The sequence below is a fragment of the Streptococcus parasanguinis genome, assembly GCF_047463195.1.
In the GTDB taxonomy this organism is placed as follows: Bacteria; Bacillota; Bacilli; order Lactobacillales; family Streptococcaceae; genus Streptococcus; species Streptococcus parasanguinis_R.
Map to the genome: position 1 here is coordinate 141,336 of NZ_JASHEI010000006.1, position 7,256 is coordinate 148,591.

Annotated in this window: 10 protein-coding genes; 3 read left to right on the forward strand and 7 right to left on the reverse strand. The window is 38.6% G+C overall.

Going from position 1 to position 7,256, the window contains the following annotated elements; genetic code table 11:
* Positions 1-18: 18 nt before the first annotated feature.
* The 6 genes from QM870_RS06905 to QM870_RS06930 form a co-directional block, all read right to left on the reverse strand.
* A complete protein-coding gene (locus tag QM870_RS06905) occupies positions 19-291 on the reverse strand; it encodes a chorismate mutase (RefSeq protein ID WP_049474864.1) in 273 nt (90 codons plus the stop codon).
* 63 nt (positions 292-354) lie between these two features.
* Positions 355-798 carry a flavodoxin gene (locus tag QM870_RS06910; protein WP_003007049.1) on the reverse strand — a complete coding sequence of 148 codons (444 nt, stop codon included), beginning with the start codon at positions 796-798 and terminating at the stop codon, positions 355-357.
* A 116-nt stretch (positions 799-914) separates the two neighbouring features.
* Positions 915-1,610 carry a hypothetical protein gene (locus QM870_RS06915; protein WP_414369166.1) on the reverse strand — a complete coding sequence of 232 codons (696 nt, stop codon included), beginning with the start codon at positions 1,608-1,610 and terminating at the stop codon, positions 915-917.
* A 91-nt stretch (positions 1,611-1,701) separates the two neighbouring features.
* Positions 1,702-2,385, reverse strand: a complete 684-nt coding sequence (locus tag QM870_RS06920; RefSeq protein ID WP_256318006.1) for a hypothetical protein — start codon at positions 2,383-2,385, stop codon at positions 1,702-1,704.
* Positions 2,386-2,482: 97 nt separating this feature from the next.
* The gene (locus tag QM870_RS06925; protein ID WP_229099230.1) at positions 2,483-3,016 is read right to left on the reverse strand and encodes a cobalamin biosynthesis protein CobN; all 534 of its coding nucleotides are present in this window, start codon (positions 3,014-3,016) and stop codon (positions 2,483-2,485) included.
* Positions 3,017-3,050: 34 nt separating this feature from the next.
* A complete protein-coding gene (locus QM870_RS06930) occupies positions 3,051-3,815 on the reverse strand; it encodes a DUF3114 domain-containing protein (RefSeq protein WP_083324073.1) in 765 nt (254 codons plus the stop codon).
* A gap of 130 nt (positions 3,816-3,945) precedes the next feature.
* On the opposite strand from QM870_RS06930, the gene QM870_RS06935 reads away from it, so the two are divergent.
* From QM870_RS06935 to QM870_RS06945, 3 genes are all read left to right on the forward strand, one after another.
* On the forward strand, positions 3,946-4,890 hold the full coding sequence (locus tag QM870_RS06935) for a DHH family phosphoesterase (protein ID WP_414369169.1): 945 nt from the start codon (positions 3,946-3,948) through the stop codon (positions 4,888-4,890).
* A gap of 96 nt (positions 4,891-4,986) precedes the next feature.
* Entirely contained in the window at positions 4,987-5,559 is a 573-nt protein-coding gene (locus QM870_RS06940) for a lantibiotic ABC transporter permease (RefSeq protein ID WP_414369171.1), read from the forward strand.
* A gap of 161 nt (positions 5,560-5,720) precedes the next feature.
* Positions 5,721-5,963: a type B 50S ribosomal protein L31 gene (locus QM870_RS06945; RefSeq protein ID WP_003016441.1), complete on the forward strand. Its 243-nt coding sequence runs from the start codon at positions 5,721-5,723 to the stop codon at positions 5,961-5,963.
* A gap of 114 nt (positions 5,964-6,077) precedes the next feature.
* Here the strand turns inward: QM870_RS06945 and QM870_RS06950 are convergent, their stop codons facing one another.
* A complete protein-coding gene (locus QM870_RS06950; protein WP_003006860.1) occupies positions 6,078-6,842 on the reverse strand; it encodes a (S)-acetoin forming diacetyl reductase in 765 nt (254 codons plus the stop codon).
* Between the last annotated feature and the right edge of the window lie 414 nt (positions 6,843-7,256).

A 7,256-nucleotide genomic window follows, 5' to 3' on the forward strand; every position in this document is an offset into this window, starting at 1 on the left:
TTTTGCTTGATCGATAGACTAGTCACGCGCCCTCACCTCCTCTTGGAAGTTTCTCGAGCGCTTCATCATATCTTGAAACTGGGCTTGAATGGTCGCCCGATACTGCTCATCCGCCACAAGAGAGCCGACTTTCTCAAGCACCTCTCTTTCCCTTCCTTGATCGAGCACAGGTAAGCCCTGCTGCTCCTTATATTCTACAATCTGACCGACACAGACCATCCGTCTTTCCAGCAAGGCTACAATCTCTTGATCGATCTGGTCAATGTCCTTACGAATCTGATCTAAATCCATGTGTCTCCTCTTTATTTTGGATATAAATCGAGGCTGTAATCCATCGATCTAGCCTCTTTGTCATTAATTTGCTTTTGCTACAAGTTCTTCTGCAAAGGCTTCTAATTTTTCAATGTCTTCGTCTTCTGCAGACAAATCAACTTTGACACACTCAGAACCTTTTTCAGCACCAGTCGCAGCGAAGCAACGGTCGAAATCATCAACTGCTTTACAGAATTCATCGTAGAAGGTATCACCTGATCCTACCACACCGTAAAGTTTGCCTTTGAGATCAAGGCCAGCCAAATCTTCGTAGAAATCTTGGATCTCATCTGGAAGCTCTCCATCGCCGTATGTATAGGTCGCTACCACTGCGATATCCGCATCAAGGAAGTCCTCCGCATCCACAGTTGTACACTCATCCACATCTACTTCGACACCAAGATCACGGAATTTGTCCGCTACGATATCAGCAATTTCTTCAGTATTTCCAGTCATACTAGCAAAAACAATCTTCGCTACAGTCATAATTTCCTCCCAAAAGCTATTTCCCGTATTATACCACTTTTTCAAGCATTTTGCACGAAACCTTTCCCGATAAGCTGAAAGAAGGGACACGTTTCAAGAATTTGGACCGATTCAACCTAATCGCCCTCGTTTTCTTCTTGAATCTCTTTAATATCTTTAATTTCTTCATCCAACTTCATATCAAAATAAGACTTATTTTTGAACGGATACGAATAGGTGCGCCAAGTGTACCATTTGAGGCCTTCTTCACCCTTATAGTACCATTCGATTTTAGTGGGTAAGAATTCTTTGTTGTAGGTGATACGAACTTTGGAAAACTGACTATCCTTGATAGAATATCTACCTTCAAATTCCGGGGGATATTCTTCTTTCATCAATTTATCGTCCAAAAATCTTTTCGGTGAGCTAGTAATTTGATAGTTGGATTTCTTAATTTCATCAGTAGTAATTTTCTTACTTAATAGAACTGATGATAATTCGTTATTTACTGCAGATTTGTAATACTGTTTACGATCCCAGTCCGCTTTATAACCACCATAAACTGTATCGTCTTTCACTGCCGTTTCATCATTATAGTAATATTCTTTTTTCTCAAGGTCCACCCCAACCTCAAAATGCTCATCGGTAGAATCTCCCATTTTAATCATAACAAATTGCTTTTTCTTTAAAAGATTCAATGCCGGTTGATTGTAACTACAACTACTTAGGAATACTGCAATAAGCATTACGACCAACACTACCACAATTGTTTTTGGAAATTGTAACCATCGTTTTCTTTTAATTAATTGTTTAACTTCTTTTATCATATCCATTTCATTCTATCAAAATATCCAATCCAAATGAAGTGTCTTCCTATCAATAAAGCTGGGCCTTATATAAGCTCAGCTTTATCTAAAAACTATGTTAATCTCCCTCATTTTCCTCTTGAATTTCTTTAATATTTTCGATTTCTTCATCCAGCTTTTTATCAAAATCAGACTTATTTTTGAAGGGATAAGAATAGGTGCGCCAAGTGTACCATTTTAGTCCTTCTTCACCCTTATAGTACCACTCAATTTTTGTTGGTAGAAATTCTTTGTTGTAGGTGATACGGACTTTGGAAAACTGACTATCCTTGATAGAATATCTACCTTCAAATTCAGGCGGTTGTTTTTCTTCTAATATTTTTTTATTGATGAATGAATCAGTTGAACGAGTAATTTGATAGTTGGAATCTTTTATATCTTTAATATTCATTTGGTGATTTAAAAGTGCTGAAGTGAGCTCAATATCCAAAGCTCTTTTATAATACTCCGCAGCACTATATTCCTGACTACCACCATACAATTTATTATTTTTTATTGCAGCTCCATGGTAATAAAAAAATTCTTTTTCTTTTAAATCAAAACCCGCACTGATTGATTCCTTGTTATCATCACCAGACAAGATGTGTGTCTCTATAAACCTTTGCTTCTCTATAATAGACTTTGAATTCTCTTGAATCTTACCTCTTTGAACAACTATGAAAATACTAGCTATAGTAAGCAATAAAAGAATTAACAATAGGAAAGATTTTAGACTGAATAATCTCTTTTTAATGAATTTCATATATCTCTCATTCTAGCAAAATATCCATCTAAAAGGAAGTGTCTTCCTAACAATAAAGCTGAGCCTTTACTATGCTCAGCTTTATTTCAAATCTGGTTTAATCACCCTTGTTCTCTTCTCGAATCTCTTTAATAGTTTCAATTTCTTCATCCAATTTCTTATCAAATTCAGACTTATTTTTAAATGGGTAGGAGTACGTACGCCAAGTGTACCATTTTAGCCCTCCTTCACCCTTATAATACCACTCAATTTTTGTCGGTAAGAATTCTTTGTTGTAGGTGATGCGGACTTTGGAGAATTGACTATCCTTGATAGAATATCTACCTTCAAATTCTGGCGGATATTCCTCTTTCAATAATTCTTTATTTACTAAAGAATCTGGTGAGCGTGTAATTTGATAATTATTCTTTTTGATTTCATCTGGTGAAATTTTCAGATTAACTAAAATGGATGATATTTCTCTGTTAAAAGAACGTTGGTACATTTCTTTAGTTCCATAATTTCCATAACCACCATATAATTTATTCTTCTCAATAACTGCAAAATACGAATTGTACAATTCCTTATCTTTTAAATCAAATCCTACTCCAGTACTCCACTCTTTTCCCCAGTCATTTTTATCTTGTACCAAAACAAATCTCTGTTTCTGTAAAATATCATACGCACTACTGGTGGTCTTTCGGATAGAATTGACTTTGAGTATAGTCATAATAGCCAGTATTATTATCAGCACTGCCATTAAGAGATTTCTTAAATTTATTATACTCTTCCACTTTTTCTTCTTCTGACATTCCTTTTGTATTTCGTTGCCATGCTTCATAATCTTGATTTCCTTTCCTTGCTATATCCGCAAATTTCCCCTTTTGACCTGTATCTTCATCTACTTCACCTAAATCGAGTTCATATTTAAATATTTTTTTAGCACGTGCACGAGTAGCTGGCTCTGGCGTATTCATATCAAGCTTATCATGTTTCCCTTTATAAAACTCTGTAACATCGGAATTTTGACCTGTTGAGGGACCATAGTTAAAAGACTCTGTATTGGCGATTTCTCTTAATTCTTCATTAGAATATTTTCCTGGATTGGAATCATAGCGACCATCTGCTAGTTTATGATTGTCATAGGCATCCCATTGACTCTCAAACTCGCCGGTATCTAAATTCACAATAAACTCCACCATCCGCGCATTGTTCAAATCTTTTCCTTTAGCTGAATTGCCCTGAGGGACTTGAACTTTCATATTATAGGGACGTTTGAAGCCATCTTTTGGATTAAAGCGATTATGGTAGTTAGAGCCAGTTGTGTAATCAAATTCAATATTATTTTCTTTACCATATGCTAACAGTTTTTCGTAATCATTCGCGCCATCGTAGTGACTCCGAATATAGTAAATTGCTTTGCGATCCAAATAGTAGCGGAAGAAAAACATGTTTTATTGGTTTCATTCTAACAAAATATCTATCCAATGTAAAACCGCTTCCACAGCTCCTGATTAGTGATAAATGCTTGCTGGATGGGCCTTTCTTATGTTAAAATTGACAGAGAAAATGAGGTAATGTATGAACGTAATGAATGAAATTCTTGAAAAGATTCAAGCTTATGACACGATTATTATCCACCGTCATCAGAATCCGGATCCGGATGCGATTGGTAGCCAGGTGGGCATGCGGGATCTCCTGCGTGCGCACTTCCCTCAAAAACGAGTCTTGGCAACTGGCTATGATGAACCAACCTTGACTTGGCTTGCTGAGATGGATACTGTCAGAGATGAGGACTATGCTGGAGCTTTGGTGATTGTCTGTGACACGGCCAATACTCCCCGCATCGATGACAAGCGCTATACGAATGGTGATTTCCTGATTAAGATCGACCACCACCCAAATGACGATGCATATGGGGATCTGCTCTGGGTTGATACTGAGTCTAGCTCTACCAGTGAGTTGATCGCACTTTTTTCTAAGGAATTGGATCTCGAACTTCCTGTTAGTGCTGCGCGTCTTCTCTATGCTGGGATTGTCGGCGATACTGGTCGCTTCCTTTATCCTGCTACTTCGACTCGGACCTTTGAGATCGCTGCAACTCTTCGAAGCATTCCCTTTGATTTTACAGCCCTTGCTCGGCAGATGGATACGATCAATCTCAAAACCGCTAAGCTTCAAGGCTATGTTTATGACCATCTCGAGATCGATGAACATGGCGCTGCGCGTGTGACTTTGACACAAGAGCTCTTGAAGAAATTCGATCTACGTGATTCCGAGACTGCTGCAATTGTTGGAGCTCCTGGACGCATTGATACCGTATCTGTTTGGGCTATCTTTGTCGAGCAGGCCGACGGTCACTTCCGTGTCCGGATGCGTAGCAAACGAAAAGTGATCAATGAAATTGCCAAACGTCATAATGGTGGTGGCCATCCACTAGCCAGTGGAGCCAACTCCTACTCCCTCGAAGAAAACGACCAAATCTACAAAGAGCTACAAGAAGTGGCTCGCAAAAACGAAGGCTGAGAACGGATCCTCAGCCTTTTTATCTTGGTCACAGGGTTTTCATTTACCCCTTCTTATGGTAAAATAAAGCTAATACAATTTTTAAGGAGACCTATTATGGAAAAAAATAGATTGTTTATCATTATCTCTGCTGCGGTAGCAATTCTTGGTACTTTCTTGCCATGGTATACCACTGTCTTTGGAGTTATTAGCATTTCTGGAATCCAAAATAGCGGATGGATTGTAATCGTCCTTTCTATTGGCTCTATCGTTCTTGCCTGCTTGAATAACATCAATACCCCTTTAAATAAAACTTTTTCAACTATCATCATTGTTGCAGGTTTTATTTCTACATTGGTTTCATTGTTTGCAACCTTCAAGGGAAGTGAGTATACCTCTGAGTTAGATGGATTGGTTTCAATCGGATTTGGTTTGATCCTCACTTTAATCGCATCAATCGCTATTGTTGTGACTGGTCTCTTGGCGATGTCAGGTGGTAAAATCACAAAAGGAACATTCGAAGAACTTACTGAATCTGGTAAAGGATTTGCCCAATCTGTTGGACGCGTGACAACTTCTACTGTAAAAACTGCTGTAAATGAAATCAAAAAAGAATCACACGAACACACTGAGGGACAAGCTGATCAACCAGTTGAAGCACCAAAAGATCCAAATCAATCTGAACAATAATAAGATTAGATTCACCTTGGCTTAGCCAGGGTGATTTTTTTGATCATTAATTTAAATAAAATTAGTGAAAATACTTGTCAAGATCCTGGAAATTTGGTACACTAGCTTAGTAACAATCTATGGCTCGGAAAGAGACCATGGCAGAAAGGAAATATTGCAAAATGAAAAAAGATATCCATCCAGAATATCGCCCTGTTGTCTTCATGGACACTACTACTGGTTACAAGTTCCTCAGCGGTTCAACTAAGTACTCTAGCGAAACAGTTGAATTCGAAGGTGAAACTTACCCATTGATCCGTGTTGAAATTTCATCAGACTCACACCCATTCTACACTGGACGTCAAAAGTTCACTCAAGCAGATGGACGTGTGGATCGTTTCAACAAAAAATACGGTCTCAAATAAGAACCAACACAGAACCACTTCCCTTTCGGGAGTGGTTTTTTTGATCTCCGTTTCTTTTATTGTGAACGCACAAAATAAGAGGTTAGGATGTTGATCCCAACCTCTTTTTTCATCTTAATGGAATTGCATACCACCATCCACTATAATGGTTTGACCTGTGATGTAGTTTGAGTCAGGTCCAGCAAGGAAGCTGACAGCCGCTGCTACATCTTCTGGTTCAGAAAGACGTTTCAAAGTGATATCTTTAGCGAATGTTTGCATACCCCATTCGTCATCTTTACCTGCGTTCTTACCAACTTCATGAGCAATGTCAAACATCATTGGAGTCTTCACGATACCTGGTGCATAAGCATTGACAGTGATTCCTGAATCCGCCAAGTCACGCGCCAAAGTCTGTGTGATACCACGAACTGCAAATTTAGTACCACCATAAACAGTCAAGTTAGGGTTACCTACAACACCTGCTTGTGAAGTTGCATTGATGATTTTTCCGCCATGGCCAAGCGCTTTGAATTGAGCTTGTGCAGCTTGAGCACCCCAAATCACGCCACCAACGTTAATAGCAAATGTACGTGTAAATTGTTCTTCTGTAATTGTATCAAGTGGTGTAGTTGGCGCAACACCTGCATTGTTCACGACAACATTCAAATCTCCAAAATGGTCAACAACTTTTTGGAAAGCTGCAGCCACTTCTGCTTGTTTGGATACATCAGCAACGACCGCAAAAGCATTTTCTGCGGACAACTCAGCAACTGCTTTTTCAGCTGTTTCAGCATTGTAGTCCAATACTCCAACCTTAAAGCCATCTTGTACCAAGCGTTTTGCGATTGCAAAACCAATTCCTTGACCAGCACCTGTGACAATAGCTACTTTAGACATATGATTCCTCCTTGGTATCAACGATACCAGCAAACGTTCCTATCAGAACAGCAAGGGTTGACAACTAGTTTTGATGGGGTCTTTTATAAATATCCGACAAAACTATGCTAACAGTATACTCTTTTGTGAAAAATATTTCAATCTCTAGCCTATTTTTTTAAAAAAATAGTTTATTTATATGATATTTTTATTTAGTGATAAATGAACTGGAACGAGAAATAGAATATAGCTTTTAGCCAAAACGGATTATTGTTCTATTCTGTAAAAACTACATGAGGCTGGGACACAAGTCCTAGCCTCTCAATTATTTTTGGATTGTCGAGCAAGACGCAGTGGTTGAGTGGGCTCTACTACGCTGATTTCATCAGCTTTTACAGCCCTACTCAACTGTGCGGAGGTGGGACGACGAAATCG